The organism is Megasphaera massiliensis (assembly GCF_036305205.1).
Taxonomy (GTDB): Bacteria; Bacillota; Negativicutes; order Veillonellales; family Megasphaeraceae; genus Megasphaera; species Megasphaera massiliensis.
On record NZ_JAXIXE010000002.1, the window covers coordinates 51,932 to 72,982 of the forward strand.

The 21,051-nt window shown below is 45.8% G+C and carries 5 protein-coding genes; 1 reads left to right on the forward strand and 4 read right to left on the reverse strand.

Features of this window, described 5'->3' with window-relative positions:
• Positions 1-217: 217 nt before the first annotated feature.
• A complete protein-coding gene (locus UCI88_RS00405; RefSeq protein ID WP_044505211.1) occupies positions 218-1,474 on the reverse strand; it encodes a dicarboxylate/amino acid:cation symporter in 1,257 nt (418 codons plus the stop codon).
• A 170-nt stretch (positions 1,475-1,644) separates the two neighbouring features.
• On the opposite strand from UCI88_RS00405, the gene UCI88_RS00410 reads away from it, so the two are divergent.
• Positions 1,645-1,851 (forward strand): zinc ribbon domain-containing protein, encoded by a 207-nt coding sequence (locus UCI88_RS00410; RefSeq protein ID WP_044505212.1) that lies wholly within the window; start codon positions 1,645-1,647, stop codon positions 1,849-1,851.
• Between the two features lies 1 nt (position 1,852).
• Here the strand turns inward: UCI88_RS00410 and UCI88_RS00415 are convergent, their stop codons facing one another.
• The 3 genes from UCI88_RS00415 to UCI88_RS00425 form a co-directional block, all read right to left on the reverse strand.
• Positions 1,853-2,101: a hypothetical protein gene (locus UCI88_RS00415; protein ID WP_044505213.1), complete on the reverse strand. Its 249-nt coding sequence runs from the start codon at positions 2,099-2,101 to the stop codon at positions 1,853-1,855.
• Between the two features lie 234 nt (positions 2,102-2,335).
• Positions 2,336-13,192, reverse strand: a complete 10,857-nt coding sequence (locus UCI88_RS00420; protein ID WP_302357174.1) for an ESPR-type extended signal peptide-containing protein — start codon at positions 13,190-13,192, stop codon at positions 2,336-2,338.
• A 468-nt stretch (positions 13,193-13,660) separates the two neighbouring features.
• The gene (locus tag UCI88_RS00425; RefSeq protein WP_302357173.1) at positions 13,661-20,827 is read right to left on the reverse strand and encodes an ESPR-type extended signal peptide-containing protein; all 7,167 of its coding nucleotides are present in this window, start codon (positions 20,825-20,827) and stop codon (positions 13,661-13,663) included.
• Positions 20,828-21,051 lie beyond the last annotated feature (224 nt).

The following is a 21,051-nucleotide window of genomic DNA, read 5'->3' on the forward strand; positions in this document are numbered from 1 at the left end:
GTCTCCTCCTTAATAAACAAAAAAGGTTCTGTGTGAAAGCACAGAACCTTAGGATAATCACTATGTGCTTTCGCCTCGCCTGCGCAGACAGTCCTTTGCAGAAGAGCACGGAGGCTCATCGATGAAGTTTTCCGTCAGACATGCCTTACGGATCACTTGTTTACCCCATTATTATAACAGATTTAGTCTAGTATTGCTATTGAAACTCTCGGCAAGTTTAGGCTTCTTTGTCCTCTAGAAACGCACGATAATTTTTATAGAAATCAGCCTTGGTCAAATCCTTTTCCCAGAAAGCTACAACGACCGTCGCCATGCAGTTGCCGCAGACGTTGCAGATCGTACGGATCATGTCCAAGATACGGTCGATGCCGAGCAAAATGGCGACGCCTTCCGTCGGAAGGTTGAAGGCCGCAGCCGTGGCAGCGACAACGATGATACCGGCACCGGGAACGCCGGCAATCCCCTTCGTCGACAGCATGAGGGTGACCATGACCAAGAGCTGCTGTTCAATGGGCATCTGAATGCCGTAGAGCTGGGCGATAAACAAGATACCCGCCGAACTGTACAGCGTCGAGCCGTCGAGGTTGAAGGAATAGCCCGTCGGCATGACAAAGGTAACAATCGGCTTAGGAACACCCAGGGCTTCCAAACGCTTCATAGCACCGGGAAGGGCGGCTTCACTGCTGGCCGTCGAAAAGGCTAAGAAGAGGATGTCTTTCAAAGCGTGGATGACGCAGAAAAAATTGATTCGCGTAAAAGCACTGGCGATGAGGGCCACAATACAGATAAATAAGGTCGTCGCACCGGCAACGGCCACGATGAGTTCGCCCAAAGGAATGAGCATGGCAATGCCGTAACTCCCGACAGTGTAGGCAATCATGGCAAAGACGCCGAGGGGCGCAAAGTGCATAACATAGGCCGTTACCTTGAACATAGCTTCGGCCACGCTCTGACAAAAATCGACGATCAGCTCACCCTTTTCACCGATATGAGCGACGGCGACGCCAAAGAAGCAGGCGAAGAAAATGATTTGCAGCATATCCTGACGAGCCATGGCATCGATGATATTACTGGGCACGATATGAACGGCATAGTCGACGAGGTCGACGCTGTGCTGACTGGCCGCTGCCGCATGAGACGCATTAGCTGCCGAAGCCGACAAGGTAACGCCCACACCGGGCTCTGCTAAATTCATGACCAACAGGCCGATGGCCAGGGCAATGGTCGTCGCAAACTCAAACCAAATGATGGCCTTGCCCCCAAGGCGTCCGAGCTTCTTAAAATCGCCCGTGCCGGCAATCCCCATGACGAGGGTACTGAAAATAAGGGGGACGACGATCATCTTAATCATCCGTAAAAAAGCGTCGCCAACAGGCTTCAGCTTGTCTCCAAAATCAGGAAACAAATATCCGACCAAGGCCCCAATGGCCAACCCAATCAAAATCTGTGTACTCAAACCAATTTTTCGTTTCAAACCGCTATTCTCCTTCTTTCTTACAATATTTTGTTCTAAATAATTAAAAGTATATCCCCATCGACCGAGTTGTGCAAGTTATTATATATACCGTTTATATTATTAAAATATAACTTCTTGACATAGAGAATGGAGACATCTATAGTAAAGAGAGAATAGGAGTTGATACCATGATTTGCCCAACCTGCGGAACAGAACTTCGTGACGGCGTCCTCATGTGCCCCATCTGCGGCACGAAGCAGGAAGTACCGGCACCGGTCCCGCCAAAAAACATACAAAATAACCCGAAGATCTTTACTAAGACTCGGGTTATCAGTGTCATTATCGTCCTTGCACTCATCATCATCGGATTGTGCAAAGTATTCTTATTTAACTAATTTATATGCGGAAAAGTACGGCGTCATCGTCAATGAAAACTCCGTTGTTTTCCATGTCTCCGGAAAAACGGTCCATTCCGATGGCAGCCTGAACCCCCATTAGGGTATTGCGGAAATGAAGGGTCCCTTGACTGTATCGTTCGCCGTCAGCCCCGTTAAACGTATCGAGGTCAGCGCGTTCCAACAGCATTTGCCGAACATCATCCGATAAATCGCCCCATCTCATCCCCAACAAGGTTCGAAACAACATAGCCAATCAATCCTTTCGTATAAACTTATAAGCATATCCCGTGAACAAGGGCAAAGTGTGTTCTCACAAAACACCTTTGTCCTTATTTCTCTTTGTATTCATTATATAATTTCACAATAAGAAAAGTCAATCCGTTAAGTGAAATTTCAACGTGATTCATGCATACAAATTTAGTATAGCAAAAGGCCCTGCTTCCCAAAAGAAGCAGGGCCTTTCACAAAGAGGGAGGAAATACTATTTGTTGATTAAGGAGTTGACGAGTTTCTTCAATTCTTCAATCTGATCTTGCTGTTCCGATACGACAGTTTTCAGATCGTCAATTTCCTGAGCCATAACCGTCTTGGACGGATAAGCCTTCGTTTCCCCTTCACCAATTCTCCAAGTTACGCCGGCATTAATCATGTTTTCACCGCCGCCGTAAGACGTACCGATGCTGAACATCGTGTCGAAGTTCGGACGATAGAAAGCACCGAGGGCGATAGCATTGGCGCCGCGGTAATTACCGACACCGGCCGTGACTTCCCATTTCGCATCCGGGCTGAATTCCAGCGGATGGAGGGCTGCCAAGGCGGCTGCACCGGCACCGACGCGGTTTACACGATTATCCAACTTGTTGACACGGTTGTTGATCTGATTCATACCCGTGCCAAGGTTGTTGATTGCGCGGTCGAACTGACCTTTGTTGATGGCATCAGTCGGTTCGGAACCTTCACCGATGTTCTTAATGACATTGCCACCCATGTTGACGTTGTTGTTATTGATGGTGATGTTCTTCGACGAATCTTCGTTTACAATCGTCAGACCGTCATTGTTGATCGTCGTGTTGCCCGTCGTGATAGAGCCGGTATTGATGGTGTCACCTTCGATGATGGTCTGGTTGTCGCCAGTACCGATAGTGATCTTATTGTTCACTTCGATGCTGTTCAGACCTTTAATATCTTTAGCCAACTTAATGTCAAAGCCAGTCTTATCACTGTTATTTACAACGCCGATGTTGCCGTCAGACAATTCACCAGTAGCACCACCTTTGAGTTTCATCGGATCCGTACTCTTACGCGTTACTTGTTCAGTAGAATCACTTTCAAATACACGGCTGGAAGATTTAACGGCTGTATCGATGCTGCTAATTTGGTCGGCAATATCTTTCAACTGACCTTCGGTTGCGGCACGGTTTTCAACGATACCTGTATTAGCCGGATCCCATTTAGTGTTATCCAAACCAGTGAGATATTTACCACTCTGCGAATCTTTATTGCCGTCAGACTTCGTACCTTCAACATTCGTCTGATTACCTAATACAACACCACTACCAATTGTTACTTGACCGTTAGTGCCATCAACGACAACCTTATTAGTACCATCGCCGGCTGTTACCATAGCCGCATCACCGTTGATATTAACTTGTTTAGCTGCATCAGTTTCGGAACCTAATGTAATATTGTTATTTAAGTTTACCTTATTGTCTTCACCGACAGTGATGTTCTTACCACTCGTTACCTTATTGGCTTCGATGTTGCTGTTAATCTTTTCGTAAACGGAGTTCAACTGATCTTCCGTAGCTGCACGACCGCTTACATAACCGTTTGCCGTCGGGTTCCAGGTCTTATTGGTCAAGCCCGTGACGTAGTTGCCTTCTTCAGCATTGCCCTTCGAGTTGTTTACAGATTGGTTGGCGATGTAGATGCCTTCGCCATTTGCAGTCGTACCACCAATGCGAACGCTGTCGAGGTCCTGCAAGTCTTTAGCCAAGCGGACTTTTAATCCACTGTTGCTAGCCACAACACCGATATTATCTACCGTGGTAAGTTGATTTGCATCGGTGATGCCGCCCGTAATCGACAAGGTTTCATTCAGCTTCTTAGCAATCGTTACATTTTCCGTATCTCCCGTGAAGTTCAGGCCATCATCCATAGTAGCAATTTCATGGTCTGTACCGTCTTCATCTTTATAAACGATACGCGTGATTCCGTCTGTGCCATCGAGACCATTTTTCCCGTCTTTAACCGTAATATTGGCACTCGTGTTCTTGCCATCGGTCCCGTCTTTACCCGGTTCACCAATGATGGTGATGCTGCCCGGCGTACCCGGAGTCCCCGGTTCACCATCAGCTCCAGCTTTACCCGGAGTACCGGCTACCAGATCCTTGCTCATCTTCAAATCGTAAATTTTCTGGCCGTCAACATCTTTTACAGCCATGGTAAGGTTACTGGATCCGATATAGGAACCTAAAGTACCGTTTTCTCCTGCCTTCGGGGCTTCACCATTTAAGGTAACTTCCGTGTGTTTCGCACCTTTAAGAGCACTATTCAACTGACTTACATTGACCGCATCCGTATCGGCTGTGCCGGCTGCCACGTTGGTAATCTTCTGATTGCCATTGTCGAGGCCTGTGCCGGACAACTTAACGCCGTTATTGAAGGAGATGCTGCCGTCAGCCATGGTGAGGTCTTTCGCCAACTTAACGGTTAACCCGCCTTTTTCCTCAGCGACGACACCAATGTTATTATCGCTCAACTTGGTCATGTCAGCACCGCCGGTAATCGACAAGGTTTCATTCAGCTTCTTGGCAACCGTGACACCTGCCGTATCGCCCGTGAATTTCAGGCCATCATCCATAGTGGCAATTTCATGGTCTTTACCATCTTCATCTTTATAAACGATACGCGTGATTCCGTCTGTGCCATCGAGGCCGTTCTTCCCGTCTTTGACCGTAATATTGGCACTTGCATTCTTACCATCAGCCCCGGCCGAACCCGGTTCACCAATGATGGTGATGCTGCCGGCTTCGCCGTTCTTACCATCTGCACCAGGCTTAGTGCCGGCTACCAGATCCTTACTCATCTTCAAATCATAAATCTTCTGACCGTCAACTTCTTGTACAGCCATGGTAAGGTTGCTGTCGCCGATGTATTCGCCTAAAGCACTATCTTTGCCTGCCGTCGGTTCCTCTCCGTTTAAGGTAATAGCCGTATGCTTTCCGCTTACACTGCTAATCTCATCTACAATGCTGCTTAAATCCACTTCATAGTTTTTAGAGGCATCATTCTGCGTGAAGGTAATCTTCTTGCTGTCTTTATCAAAGGTTCCTTTGGTGGTGTAGGTGTCGGTAAGACCGCTGACTTCTACCGTACCTTTCGTACCATTAGCATCTGTGTTCAGTGTGATGGTGCCTTTACCGTCAGCTCCATAAGTTGCAGAACCGCCGGTTACCTTGGTATCAGTTGCACTTACTGTATAGGTGGTACCGTCAGCATTTGTTGCAGAATCAAGTGTCACATTCGTGCCTGCTTTTACAGTCACTTTATTCGCATTCAATTGAGATACGTTGACCGCATCGGTAGCATTGACACCGTTTGCTACATTGGTAATCGTCTTGCTGCCAGCATCGATACCCTTCGTTGTTACGGACGGGCCATTGGTAATCGTCAGACCAGTCGTGCCGAGGGTTACGGCATCACCGACTGCAACACTATTCAAGCCGGTAAGGTCTTTAGCCAAACGAACTTTCAATGCATTGTCGCCGTCTTTTACAACGCCGATGTTATCATCGTCTGTGAATTCTTCAGCACCACCGGTAATGTTGAGTACCTGGTTATTGGTTCTGGAAATTTCAGCCGTTGTGTCATCACCAGTGAACTTCAAGGTTGTATTTCCTGCTTCATTTGCAGCCTCAGCAACTTTTTTCAACTGAGCAACGTTAACGGCATCCGTGTCCTGCATACCGGCAGCTACTCCCGTAATCTGGCGAGTAGCTGTTGCTGCACCACCATCAGTCGGAACACCAACGGAAACAGCGGCTAAAGTAGACTTCCAAGTTGCCGTGGTATTTGTAGATGCCTTTTCAGTCTCTACATCATAGCCGGCAACACCGGCGTCAACACTTGCTACGGAGCCGGAACCTAAAGCCACACCATTAGCTACGGTTACATTGGCATTATGGCCAATCGCCGTCGCATTAGATACTGATGTTGTCATAGCTTGATCTGCCGAGCCGAGGATGACACTGTCCGAAGCTTTTGTTAAGTTTCTGTTATCCCCGATTACAACAGTGCTATAAGCATCTTCAACGGTATTGCGACTACCAATCACAGTAACATTACTGATATTAGTACCGGTATTAGCAAAACCATCAATCATGTTAAGCTTACTTTCGTTACCTTCAGTACCGGTCAACGTATTACCTACACCGACTACCTTCGAAAGCATCGCATTATCAACGGTATTAGCGCCACCGATAGCAAGTACTGCACCACCACTAGTTTGTACCATACTGCCTAAAGCTGTAACCATATCATCCGTATCACCGGTTGTAATTGCTTTTTGTAATGCATTTGCTAGAGGAGCAGCGGTAGACATATCTACCGGGCGATAGGAATTGGTTACCTTGTTGCCGGCACCCATAATTAATGCGGCATTAGCATTTTCCGTCTTATTGGCTACGCCGATAACGCTGTTGGCGACACCATCAAAGGCTACGCCGGATTTTGCACCGATAACATTAAACGAACCGTAAGCAGCAGCTGTTGCACCTTGGAAACCACCAGTCATGCCATTCGTACCATCTCCATCAACACGAGAGAAGGCACCGGTTACCGTAGAGGCTGTACCATTAGCAGTCGAACCTGCACCGGCGGCTAAGGACATACCACCTTTAGCGCCGTCATTATCATAGTTCGCGGTTTGATACGTCCCATCATTTACACTATAGTAATGAGTTTTGTTGGATGCAAGATCAGTGGTTGTAGCAATTCCGGTCACCTTAATAGGATTGCCTTCATTTTGAGTAAGGGTTAAGGTATTACCACTTAAACTTGCTTCAGTGAGGTAGGTGTTCTTAACACCTTCTACAGTAACTTTGTTATTTGCAGAATCAGTCAATGTTATAGTACCATCGGTACCTTTGTCGTTATAAGCAATTTTGCCACTTTCCAACACTGTGTTGGTGTCTGTCGATGCAATTTTGTAAGTTGTAGCACCATCATCAGCAACAGTAGATGTAATTGTTACATTATCACCTTCAACTAAACTTACTTTATTAGCTTTCAACTGCGCTACGTTAACGGCATCAGTATCTGCCGTACCTGCTGCTACATCAGTAATCTGGCGAGTGATACCTTTAGAAACATCGCCTACTGATACAGCAGCTGCCGTTGCTTGCCATGTGGCTTTAGATTTCAATACATCACCAAGAGCAGTTTGCTGTTCTGATAATGTAGCCTGAGCGGCTGTAAGTTCAGCTTGCTGAGCTTTATATTGATCAACTATTTCTAAATACTGAGGGTCATCTTGATAAGTATCAGGATAGAAGGATTTATAGAAATCCATAGCAGCTTGTGTATCAGCCAACTTACCATTCAATTCACTTATCGACGATTGAGTTTCTGTAATTTGAGCCTGAATACTTGCATATCGTTCTGTATCATAAGGAATACTATCAGCATCTGTAATTCTACCAGATGGATCGTACCCTACAATACCTTTATCTATTCTAGCAACAGAGTTAGCACCAAGTGCCACACCGCCGTCATAAGTTACATTCGTATTCCGGCCGATAGCTACGGCATCATTGGCAGTTGTTTCGATTGTCGAATCAGCCGAGCCAATAACAATCGTATTATCTACACCGGTTAAAGTACGGTTGGTACCAATAATCGTGGTATTGCCCCCGCCGGTAGACGTGTTTTTATAGCCTGAAACAAAGTTATACTGGCTGACATTATCGCTGGTACCGGTCACAGTGTTGTTTACACCGATGATGGCCGTATTTCGTGTATAATCTGCCGTATTACCACCGCCGACAGCTAATGTAGAACCACCGCCACCAGAGCTTTGGATACCTTGGCGAATAGCATCAACCATCTTATCAACCGTCGTTGGATCACCAGATATACCGATACCACTTATAGCATTTACAGAGTTAGTAATTTTATTACCAGCCCCATAAATAAGAGCACCATTTGCATTTTCCGCAATATTACCTATGCCAACAATGCTATTGGCAACACCACTAGCACCTGTATAACCGGCAGAACGGATACTGTTCAAAGACCCTACTATGTTAGCACCAAAGTTTTGAGGTCCATAGGTCAAGCTGTTAAAACCACCGGAACTATCAAAGTCACCAGTCATAACAGAGTAAGCACCTAACATACTGCCCATAGCACCTTTGTTGTAGGAGTTGGTACCAATAGTAGTCATACCTACTAAGTTAGCCTGCGATGTACCGGTAATTTCTGTTCCACCCATGACATAGCCGTCCATGGTATGAGCACCAATTTGGACGCTAGCCGTACGGGCATAGGCATTAGTACCAATAGCAATACCACCTGGAGATACGTCGGCATTAATCGGAAGATCACTACCAGATGCATAGTTATCAGGGGTGAAGCTCAAGGCTTTATCCTGTTTACCACTACCATTCAATACAACTGCATTTTTACCAATGGCAATACTTGTTAAATCCAGCCCATTAGTAGTAACAACTGCTTTGTCACCAATAGCGATACTACTAGTACCCGTGGAATTGCCACCATTGCCTAAAATTTGAGCACTATTGCCAATCGCAATAGAGTTCTGCGTATTAGCTACAGCACCAACACCGGCAGCAAGTGCATTCGCCCCCTTAGCGCCATCGTTGTTATAGTTACCTGCTTTTTCATCAGTCGAGTTAACGCTGTAGAAATGGGTTTTGTTGGATGCAAGATCAGAGATCGTAGCAATGCCTGTTACCTTAATAGGCTCACCATCATTTCTCGTAAGTGTTAAGGTGTGTGTATCGGTATCCAAAGCTGCGCTTTCTACAAAAGTGTTCTTCAAGCCGGTTACAGTAACGGGGTTATTATCAGAATCCGTTAAGACTAAAGTACCAGTAGCACCGTTATCGCTATATGTAATTTCACCTTTTGCCAAGACTGTATTCGTGTCAGTCGATGCAATTGTATAAATAGTAGAACCATCATCATCTGTAGTAGATGTAATTGTTACATTGTCACCTTTTTTCAAGGTCACCTGAGATGCTTTCAACTGTGCTACGTTAACGGCATCCGTATCCTGCATGCCGGCTGCTACGCCTGTAATTTGACGAGTCTGAGTTGCTGCTGCATTATCTCCCGGCACGCCAACAGAGACGGCACCCAAGGTCGATTTCCATGTTGGTGTTGTATCTGTCGATGCAACTTTAGTAGTTGGATCATAGCCTGCTACCCCAGATGTCACACTTGCAACAGAATTAGAGCCCAAGGCTACACCATCATCTACAGTTGCATTGGCGTTATAGCCCATAACGACTACGTTATCAGCCGTCGTCGTCAAGGTCGTATCGGCTGCGGCGCGAAGCGTGGTCGTCGTTTCCTTATTAGCACGACCTAAGATAATGCTGTTGTCAGAGCCGGATACAGTACGATTATCGCCCAACAAGATAGTATTGTTAGATTCGGATACCGCGTTTTCATTACCTAAGTTAACGATAGAGGTAGAGTCATTAACCGTATTGTTTGTACCGGTTACGGCTACATTCGTTACCCCGGTTGCCGTATTGTTAAAACCGGTTAATGCATTATATTGAGCAATGGAATCCTCAGAGCCTTCCAAGGTGTTGTTAACACCGATAAGAGCCGATTGCTGCGTATAGTTCGCCTTATTCGCACCACCAATAGCGAGTGTGGAACCACCACTATTGGAAGATTTAATGGAATTCATCAAATAAGTCTGCATTCCTTTAGCTGAACTCGGTGCCGCCAAACTAGGCACAGCAATATCCGTGATAGAGTTTGTAATTTCATTGCCTGCACCAAATATTAAAGCACCATTGGAATTAGCAGTTCTATTGGCCAAGCCCACAACGCTATTGCCAATACCAGAGGACTCATTATCAGAAGTTGATGATTCAATGCTATTAAAAGCACCATTTATAGTTGCACCAAAATTCTTGGTCGCATTCGCAGTGCCGCCACTATAATTCGAAGATGCAATTGAATAAGCACCGGTCAAGGTAGAGAATAAACCATTAGAATAACTATTAGCACCTAATGTGGTCGAGAAAATCGTCATATTTTGAGCTTTAGAGTTAGCACTATCTACCGTTACATCACCCAGTGTACCTTTATAGTTATGCGTACCTAACATAATAGCACCGGACCGTGCATATGTGTTTTGACCAATAGCCACACCCGTTGTCATTCTGCTAGGATCTTTTGGATTTCCATAAGGAATTCCAACAATCGGATACTTATTATATCCTGCTTGCTCGAAATCAAAGGTTCGTTCCAAACCACCAGACATGTTTTCAACAAAAGAATTAGCACCGATAGCAATACCACCCGGCTGATTTGAATAGCTATTCATTGAAGCGCCGTTACCCATTACGATACTATTGCTTGCATTGGTGCTAGCTTTACCGATAGCAATGGAATCTGCACCCTTAGCACCATCATTATTGTAGTTAGTTCCACTTGTCGAATTGACCTGGAAGAAGTGAATCTTATTAGCATCTACCGTATTCGTCAAACGGGTATTTACAGCATTAAGCTGGGCCACGTTTACGGCATCAGTATCCTGAGTACCTGCTGCAACACCTGTAATCTGACGTGTCTGCGTCGCTGCTGCATTGGTTCCAGGCACACCAACAGAGACGGCCCCTAAAGTGGACGTCCACGTTGCACTTGCTTTATCAGTATCAGAAACAGTAGCTCCGGTCGGAACAGTACCGGATACACCGGCTGCTACGCTAGCCACGGAGTTCGAGCCTAAAGCTACGCCATCAGCTACCGTTGCACTGGCATTATGGCCGACACTGACCGTATCGGATACGGTGACTTCTTTGTTTGTATCGGCAGAGCCAAGAATAACGTTGTTATTGGCACCGGTGATAGTGTGATTATCACCAGTCACAATGTTATTCGTAGCATTTTCTACGACATTGCGATTGCCACTAACAATATTGTAGTCAGCCGAGGTTGTATCAGAACCGATGATCTGGTTATTGGTACCGGAAATCTGAGAGAACGTAGCATTCTTTACGTAGTTGCCATCACCATTGACGGAAACATGGCTGCCCATTTTCTCATAAACGTCGCCCGCCGGAGTCCCCATAAACATCTGAGCCATAAGTTTTTGTTGATCTTCCGTCGTCAACGTTTCCTGTTTATAAGAGTTATCTACAATATTTCCCTGTCCTCTTACAAAGACTCCGTTTGATTCTTTTACACGGTTCGAGCCGCCGAGAATCACATCTGACGATGCACCGGCCTCTTTATCACCAGCAATATCGGCGGATTCTGAACCAATGATAACGGTGCCTATCCCTTGCCCGGCATTCGGTGCGTTTACTATGGAAGACTCACCGATTACCGTGCTGCTTCCTCCAGCGTTCGCATTAAAGCCCAGTGCAATAGCTGTGCCTCCTGTCGCTTGAGAAATATGACCGATGGCAATGCCTCCATTTTGGGTTGCGCTTGCACCGGTACCAATGGCAACAGCATTAGTACCCGTTGCACCGTCATTATTGTAGTTGCCCTGAGTTTCATCACCGTTTACGGAGAAGAAATGAACCGAACTTCCACCGCTGCCGCCACCAGTGACAGCTCTAAGCTGCGCTACGTTGACAGCATCGGTATCGGCAGTACCCGCTGCTACACCGGTAATCTGACGAGTGATGCTCTTTGATGTATCCCCTACGGAAACAGCACCGGCTGTAGATTTCCAGACACTGGCCGATGAAGTGGAGTTAGCTTTTGTCGAGGGATCATAGCCTTGCTGTCCCAAAACGGTTGCCGCAACAGAGCCAGTACCTAAGGCTACACCGCCGGTTGCCGTAGTCTTACTATTATGACCGATAGCCACGGCATCGGATACCGTCGTTTCAATTTCACTGTCTGCAGTACCTAAAACAATATTATTCGACGCTCCGGTAAGCTTCTGCTTATTGCCCACAATAATATTATTCGTACCATTGGTTACGGTATTCAAAGTACCAATCATGGTAGCATAAGAGGTCGTCGTCCCCTTATTCCGATAGCCGTTCAACATATTATAGGAAGCTCTGCTAGAGGATGTCCCGGTCAAGGTGTTACCGACACCGGACAATTGAGAGCGGGTAGCGTAATCCGCTTTATTGCCACCGCCGATAGCAAGAACAGCGCCACCAGGCGTGCCATTGCCATCAGTGCCACGGATATTGCTGCGCAACGTATCAGCCAAATCTTTCGCATCAGAAGGTGCCGATCCAAAAATATCAGCCGGAGTCTGAATATTATCGACAGAGTTAGTAACTTCATTTCCGGCACCAAAAACCAAAGTACCATTGGAATTATTGACTCTATTGACTGTCCCAACTACAGAGTTAGCGATTCCGGAATACATGTTGCTTGATGTTTTTGATTCAATACTATTGAAAGAACCATTGATAAGAGCACCAAAATTCTGGCCTACCATCATGACATTCCCCGTTTCATAACCACTAGTCATGATGGAGAAAGCCCCCGTATTGGTAGTAAAGGCCCCATTGGAATAACTGTTGTGTCCCAGAGTTGTTGTGCCCAAAACAATGGCAAGATTTCGTTTTCCGCTTTCCGTCGTAGGATTCACCGTAGTATCACCTAAACGACCAATATACTTATGGTCACCAATTTGTATACCACTTCGAGCATACGTATTTTGACCGATAGCAATCCCAGCCATTAAATCCCTATTATCGGTCATACCAAAGCGGAAGGTTCTTTCCTGTCCGCCAAACATATTTTCAACAAAGGCATTTGTACCGATGGCCACACTGCCCTTCTGCATAACATAATCATCAACATGAACATGATCGCCGATAGCCACGGTACCATTTTGCCCATCATTATTACTAAGTGTGATACCGTTCCCCATCTTGATATTCTTATTCGCCGGATCGACGAATGTCGTGACCCCGTCCTGGGCATATACCCCGGCAGGAGCAGACAATAACGCCAATACAGCCAAAACAGCGGCTGCAGAAACACACTGACGCGAACCTTTCGATACGGGTTTACTGTGACTCTTTGCTATTTCAGAAACTACGATATAGCAATTCTTTACTTTGCTCCAAATGACTTTGTAAATCCTATTCATATCGCTTGCCTCCTATTAGATTGATAATAAACTTTCACTTAATTACATAAAAGCAGACACGATGCTGACACTTTGATTCAGCAGATTTCTTGTTATGTCCTCACTCATCGAGCTTTGATCAGACATATAATAGCAATATAAAAAGCGTAAAATCCCCTCGTTCATCCCTCCATAAAATCCGATTTATCGCATTCTTCAGCTAACTGAACTTATATAGTCCAATTGTTGCAGATAACGAATAATATATATCCTTATGTTATCATTCTATATATTGTTCAAATTTTTGTCAATGAAGTTACCTGTATATAACAGTACAAAAACGTTATACTCGAAATTTAGACTGTTCTTTTACCGATTATTTACGATTTAACCGCAACAAATCGAAGTCTTTCAATAGAAAACAAAAGGCCCTCTTTATGCAAGAGAGCCCTTCGTGTCTACGTCCATCCTTCGATAGACTTTGCTATTTTATTTTTTCAATTCGGCAATGGCCTGCATCAACTGTTCGATCTTCTTGTTTTGTTCTTCCAGTTGCTGACTCTGAGCTTCAATCTTGCTGTTCTGAGCTTGGAGCTGACTGCTCTGATCGGATACAACCGATTTCAAGCTGCTGATTTCCTGAGCCATAGCTTGTTTCGACGAGTAATTACCCGTTTCTCCTTCGCCAACTCTCCAGGTCACACCGGCGTTGACCATGTTTTCACCGCCGCCATAAGAAGTACCGAGACTGACCAAGGTGTTGCCATTGGGACGATAGAAGGCACCGACAGCTACGGCGTTGGCACCGCGGTAATTACCGACACCGGCCGAAATTTCCCACTTTTCATCCGCGTTGTATTCCAAGGGATGGAGGGCTGCCAAGGCTGCGGCACCGGCACCGACGCGATCGACGCGAGTATCCAACTTGCTGATGCGATTACTCATCTGGTTCATGCCCGTACCGATGGCGTTGACCGTTCTGTCGAACTGTCCCTTATTGATGGCGTCCGTTGCTTCTACACCATCGCCGACATTATGAACGACGTTGCCGCCCATGCTGACGTTGTTGTTCTGAACGGTAATATTCTTCGACGAATCTTCATTTTTAACCGTAAGGCCGTCGTTGTTGATCGTCGTGTTGCCCGTCGTGACTGAACCCGTCACAACAGATTCATTGGTGATGACGGTCTTGCTGTCACCGGTCCCGATGGTAACGTTGTCGTTGCTGATGGAAACGTTGCCAATGTTGGCTTTTTCCGAAACCGTCAGTTCCTTCGTCGTCATCGTATTCGACGTAACCGAATTGAGATCCTTGAGATCTTTTGCCAGTTTAACATCAAAACCGGTGGCGCCTGTATTATTGACAACGCCGATGTTGCCTTCAGACAATTCGCCCTTAGCACCACCTTTAATATCCAAGACGTCGTCTTTACCGCGTTCGATTTTTTCACCGGTATCACTGTTAAAACCACGTTTAGCGTTGTTGATAGTTTCAATATCTTTATTGATGCCGTCGATTTTGGTATCAACCTGACCAACAACATCCTTCAACTGACCTTCTGTAGCGGCACGATTGGGAACGTAGCCATTTTCAGCCGGATTCCAAGTCGTATTGTCGAGGCCGGTGATGAATTTGCCTTTTTCAGTTACAGGATTTCCGTCGGCGTCAACTTTAGGAGTGCCGTCCGCATTCTTAACAGCCACGTCTTGGTTACCCATGACAAGGCCTTTACCGGCTTCACCAATAGTTACTTGACCCTTGGTGCCGTCGATAGCTACTTGGTTCGCGCCTTCGCCGGCCGTGATGGCTGCCTTTGTACCGTCAACCGTCACTTGATTAGCACCAGTCCCTGCTGTTACTGTTGAATTAGCTCCGTCAACGACAACCTTATTAGAGCCACCGTCGCCGGCACTGATGATAGCGTCCTTTCCATTAATGGCAATGTTCTTACCGTTTTTATCTCCAAAAGCTAAATTATCACTCAAGGAAACTTTTGTACCAGAACCATCTTCGAGCGGTGTTACGGTAATATTATCCCCGGCTATAATCTTGTTAGCTGTGATCGTCGTGGAAAGTCCGTCATAGGCTGCTTTCAACTGATCTTCGGTTGCAGCACGACCACTTACGATACCATCCGTATTCGGATTCCATTTGGTGTTGGCCAACCCGGTAATGTATAAACCGCTTTCAGTCTTACCGTCTTTATCATCTTTAGTATAGGTTACAGATTGATTGGCAATGTAAATGCCACCGGTAGCTGCACCATCTGCAACCGTACCACCGATACGAGCGCTGTCGATACCGGATAAGTTTTTAGCCAGTTTAATCTGCAAGCCATTATCTGTCTTTACGACACCCACATTGTTAACGTCAGACAACAAGCTGTTGCCGTCGGCATCCGTCGCAGCAACACCACCATAGATGGACAAGGTTTCGCCGTTTTTCTTGGTAATCGTTGCATCTTCAGATGTATCATCACCGGTGAATTTCAGGTTAACGTCCTTAACGGCTGTATCCATTTCACTCTTAGACGCAATGTCCCCGACTTCAAAGGATGTATTGTCGTTACGAGTGATGGTCAAGGTATTGTCCTTGAAGGTAGCGCCCGTAACATATTTATCCTGCAAGCCATTGATCTTAACTTCTTTCCCATCCTGCATTGTTAAGGTTACGGTACCTACACCTGCATCGGTGTATTCTACCTTGCTCGAGCCAATGGTACTTCCTTTGAGCTGACCGAGGTTGACGATATCCGTGTCTTCTGTACCGGCGGCAACGTTGGTAATCTTATTACCGCCATTGTCGAGGCCGGTATTGGACAACTTAACTTCCGAGACCGTCGGATTTTCTACGGCACTTACAGTAGTACCGTCTTTGGTGTAGACATTGTTGGTTGCATCATAGGTAGCACCCGTCAAATCAGAATACCACTTGCCGTCTTGACCTTGAACTAGAGTATTACCGTTAGCATCCTTCGCACCTGGAGCAAAGGTAATGCTGCCGTCGCCCATAGAAATAGCTTTTGCCAACTTAACCTTGAGAGCTTCTCCATCTTTCACGACACCGATGTTATTGGCTGTCGTGAATTCAGTAGCACCCCCCAAGACATTGAGGGTAGCACCATTGATCTTCGTAATCGTACCACCTTCAGACGTATCATCGCCGGTGAACTTCAAGTTAACATCGCCAACCGCTTTATCCATATCGGACTTCGAGGCAATGTCGCCGACTTCGAAGGATGTATTGTCGTTACGGGTAAATTTCAATGTGTTGTTTTCAAGTTTCCCTTCTTTAACGTATATATCCTTCAGGCTGTCAATCTTGACAGTACTTCCATCCTGCATAGTCAAGGTAATGGTACCCGAACCATCAGCACCATAGGCTACAGCACTAGATTCAATCGTACTGCCCTTGAGCTGTTTCACGTTTACGATGTCCGTGTCTTCCGTTCCAGCTGCGACGTTAGTGATCTTATTGCCACCATTGTCAAGACCGGTATTGGATAATTTAACCTGCGAAACAGTCGGATTTTCTACTGCGCTTACGGTAGTCCCGTCAGATTTGGTGTAGACGTTATTCGTTGAATCATAGGTAGCGTCGGACAGGTCAGAGTACCACTTACCATCCTGACCTTGAACAAGGCTGTTGCCTTCAGCGTCTTTCGCACCGGTAGGAGCAAAAGTAACGCTGCCGTCGCCCATGGAAATGTCCTTCGCGAGTTTAACTTTAAGGGCATCGCCGTCTTTTACGACACCGATGTTATTGGCTGCGGTGAATTCACTGGCTCCGCCAAGGATGTTGAGGGTTTCCCCATTTTTCTTGGTGAGCGTAGCCGCATCAGCCGTATCATCACCGGTGAACTTCAAGTTAGCAGCTTCAACGGCTTTATCCATTTCACTCTTAGACGCAATGTCACCGACTTCAAAGGATGTATTGTCGTTACGGGTAAATTTCAACGTGTTGTTTTCAAGTTTCCCTTCTTTAACGTAGGTGTCTTTCAAACCGTTAATCTCAACTTCCTTGCCATCCTGCATGGTCAAGGTAATAGTACCTGCGCCTGCATCCGTGTATTCTACCTTGCTGGAGCCGATCGTGCTGCCTTTGAGCTGACCCAAGTTGACGATATCTGTATCTACCGTGCCGGCGGCGACGTTGGTAATCTTATTACCACCATTATCGAGACCGGTATTGGATAATTTAACCTGCGAAACAGTCGGATTTTCTACGGCGCTTACGGTCGTACCGTCTGCTTTGGTGTAGACATTATTCGTCGCATCATAGGTAGCATCGGTCAAGTCAGAGTACCATTTACCGTCTTGACCTTGTACCAGAGCCTTGCCTTCAGCATCTTTTGCTCCCGTAGGTGCAAAGGTAATGCTGCCGTCGCCCATAGAAATAGCTTTTGCCAACTTAACCTTGAGAGTCCCCGTCGTATCATCAGCAACGACACCAATATTATTATCCGTCAAAGAATCGGTGTCAGTATTACCGCCGACAATATTTAACGTATTTGCTAAGTCACGATGAACAACGGTGTCACCATCGCCCTTGAAATCGAGACCGGCTAAGCCCATATCTTTTAACTGAGCCACGTTAACAGCGTCCGTATCTGCACTACCGGCTGCGACACCGGTAATTTGGCGATAAATACCCTTTTCTGTATTACCAACCGAAATAGCATCGGCAGTTGACATGTATGCAGCAAACATATTTCTCAACTCTGTACGAGCTGCCTGTAATTTCACATAGTCTGGATTGTTTGTCGAAACAATGCTACTCAAGGAATTTTCGCCATCATTATTTTCCTTGATTTTTTGTTGATACTCTCTAATTTTAGCTAAACTCGTATTATATGCGGCACTGCCTTCGGGATTCTTATAGAGGTTTTCTATTTCAGCACTCAATAAATCTTCATTATTCTGGCGTTCTCTGATATAAGCACGATATTGACTTTCTTGAGCTGCTAAATCCGAATAGCCGTTAATCGTAGTAACTAACTGATTATACTCAGCGGTTTTACCTAATTTTTCTGCTATGGCAGATTGTTCTGTCGACCCCAGAGTAGTGAAATAACCGATAGATCCCTGACTTCTATCAGCCAAACTATTGTACCCTAATGCTACGCCTCCGGTATTAGAGACCGCACCTTGACCGATAGCAATAGATCCGACTTGGTTAGCTTGGGATGCACCGCCCACTGCAATCGCGTCAGTTTTAGGTGCTTTGGCACTAAATCCGACAGCAATAGAATCCACACCATTGGTCAAAGTATAATTGCCGAGGTTCACACTGCGTTCACCATAATTTTTATTATTAAACCCGATGGCAATATTACTGGAAGAACTGCTCTTACCGGTAACAATATTTCTTCTACCGATAACAACCCCTTCTCGCGCAATATTTTCATTACCATATACATAGGTGTTATTAAGCTGTTTTTCGGTTACGCTGTCAGTAGCAGCATCATAGGATATATCCTTTATGGTATTTCCAAAACCAGTTGCAACAAGATTCCAATTGCCAAGACCGGTAGTAATATCGTTCGAACCGATAACTGCTGCATCTCGGCTGGACTTATCATCCGGTACACCGGCCTGATCATTATCTTTATTGGCATCTCTTTTGGTATTGATAGATACGTAAGAAATCTTATTAGCATCTACCTTGTCCGACAAGGATGTCAATTGTGCCACGTTAACAGCATCCGTATCTTCAGTCCCAGCCGCTACATTAGTAATCTGGCGAGTTAAGCCTGTTGCACTGTCACCAACAGAAACAGCGGCTCCCGTTGCCTGCCATACGGATACGTATTTGTTTGCTTCTGCAACTTTTTCTTGCAATGCAGCTCGAGCAGTTTCAAACTCCGTATTGAGCGATTTTATTTCATTGACAATTTCAGCGCGGCGTGTATCGTCAGCTGTATCGTATTCAGTTTGCAAATCAAGGATTTGTTTAGCTAATGATGATACATTAGTCTGCGCTGTGGCAATTTCAGTCTGCAAGTTATCATAAGTATCTTTATTATCGCCAAGCAAGATTTCTTGTGTTGTAATCTTATCGCTCGGATCGTAGCCCAATACACCAGAATTTACATTTGTCTTAGAATAGCTGCCGAGTGCTACACCACCTTCAATAGAAGCCGCTGAGTTTTCACCCAAGGCAGTCGCCGAGTTAGCAGTCGCATTAGCACCATAACCGGCTGCCGTAGCAAAATCTCCATCCGCCGCAGCAGCACCACCGAAAGCACTGCCAAACTGCCCCTTAGCACTAGAACCAAAGCCCGCTGCCAAGGCATTAATACCGGCTGCCGTAGCTTCACTGCCAACGGCTGTCGCCTGATAGCCTGTACCTTTTGCTGTATGACCTATAGCAATCGATTCCAGTCCTGTTGCATTAGCATCACTGCCTACAGCTACGGTTGAATGACTTGAGGCTATAGCATAATCCCCCACAGCCGTAGAACCTATACCGGATGCATTGGCAAAGTCCCCCAAGGCAATGGCATTATAATTCGTCGCTTTAGCTTTGGCTCCCATAGCTGTTGCGTTAGGGCCCGTTGCCGAGGCAAACGCACCGATTGCTATAGCATCGTCACCGGTAGCACCATCATTATCTTTATTATCGTTTTCACCGCGGGATTTTTCCTTTATCGACACAAAAGAAATCTTATTGGCATCAACAGTCGAGCCCAAGGCTTTTAACTGTGCTACGTTGACAGCATCCGTATCCTGCGTACCGGCGGCTACGCCAACAATTTGACGAGTCTGTGTTGCCGTTGTAACCGCACCGGTAGAATCCACTGCTGAAACACCGATAGCTAAGGCACCCAAAGTAGCGCGCCAAGTCGGCGTTGTTTGTTCCTCTTCGGTTAACGATACCGATGTAGGGATATAACCGCGCATACCGGACGTTACAATATTGTATGAGTCGGACCCCAGGGCAATACCGCCATCAACATAAGCCTCTGCTGATTTACCGATAGCTAACGATCTATTAAGGTTTGCTCTGGCACTCGGACCGATAGCCATAGAATCAGTACCCAAAGCATTAGTATTGCCGTCATTGTTTGTATCCGTGGTCGATACGGCAAAATAATGGACTCTGTGTTTTTCAACCTTCGTATCTAATTTCTTTAATTGTGCAACGTTTACTGCATCCGTATCCTGTGTCCCCGCAGCGACACCGACGATTTGCCGAGTCACTGTAGCAGCGCTACCAGCAGATTGAACACCTACGGATACAGCCCCTAAAGATGACCGCCATGCAGGTGAAAAAATTTCATCTCGACCAAAATTCATAGCGTTTGGAAGATAACCTATTAAATTAGAATTAACATTGGCTACAGAACCGGCACCAAGAGCAACTCCGTTAGTAGTATTGACGGTAGCACCCGCCCCTATAGCAACACCGCTGGCATTGGAAGCCGAAGAGCCGGAGCCCACAGCGACACCGCTACCAGTACCCTCCGTATTATTGGCCGCTCCGGCGATACCAGTCATCCCCAGTGAAAGTGCCAAGACCGTAAGTGTCACAGCCATTTTTTGACAGGACTGCGCTTGGACAGATTTTGTCTTTCCGCTGCGCTTTGCCAGCTCCGACACAACGACATAACAATGTCTTACTTTACTCCAAATAACCTTATATTGTTTATTCATATTAGAGCCCCCTAGTCCGTTATATTCATAACAGTTAGATGTCATTTAAAACTAATTGTTGGTACATTCTTTCATTTTTAATTTTATATATGCGCATAACAGTTGTCAATTAATTGTCGATATTATTATTGCAATGTAATTATCAATTCGTTTTCAGTATAGGATAGCCTTATATTTCTAATAAAATATTTTTTGCATCAAAACAAAAAAGCACCAGAAATCCC